The sequence below is a fragment of the Actinomyces oris genome, assembly GCF_001937445.1.
Classification (GTDB): Bacteria; Actinomycetota; Actinomycetes; order Actinomycetales; family Actinomycetaceae; genus Actinomyces; species Actinomyces acetigenes.
Genome location: NZ_MSKS01000012.1, coordinates 1 through 564, shown reverse-complemented (window position 1 = coordinate 564; position 564 = coordinate 1). Strand labels below are relative to the sequence as shown.

Here is a 564-nt window from a genome sequence, read left to right as displayed (position 1 = left end):
CAGCACCGAGTAGCTGGTTCTCATGGACTCGTCTGATCTCGGTCTTGAGGGTCCTTGTCGCGCAGGCTCCTGGCGCTAGGAGGCCGGCTACGGCGAGCGTGAGTCACGTGCTTCGGGGCGATCTTGACTCCGGCGCCAGTGAGCACCTTGCAGACCGGCCAGGCCCCGAACTCCTCCTTCTTGGTCTCGACGTACTGGCAGATCAACGGGACGGGCGCTCACACTGCGCCGCGATAGACAAGCCGACTGTGCTCTTTGGGATCGCGTTGGCTCTTCGCAGCTCTCGGACCTCTCTCTAGCTCCTTGATCCGCTGTGCCTGGTCAGTGGTGGTGCCCGGCCTCAGACCACCATCAACCTGAGCCTTCTTGACCCAGGTGCGCAGAGCCACGGAGTGGACACCCAGCTCCTCGCCGATCCTACGGATCGCGCCCTTGACCCGCGCCGGGTCAGCCAGCGCCTCCAACGCCCGTCCTCGTAGCTCGCTCGCGCAGCTCATCGGGATACTTCCTCAAGTCCCATGACAGTGATCCCTCCGTGCCATCACCGCCTCCATCAAACCCGGG

General features: G+C 64.2%; 1 protein-coding gene. It reads right to left on the bottom strand.

The features are described 5' to 3' along the window. Nucleotides 1-218: 218 nt before the first annotated feature. Nucleotides 219-497 (bottom strand): transposase, encoded by a 279-nt coding sequence (locus BKH20_RS04150; protein WP_075390050.1) that lies wholly within the window; start codon nt 495-497, stop codon nt 219-221. Nucleotides 498-564 lie beyond the last annotated feature (67 nt).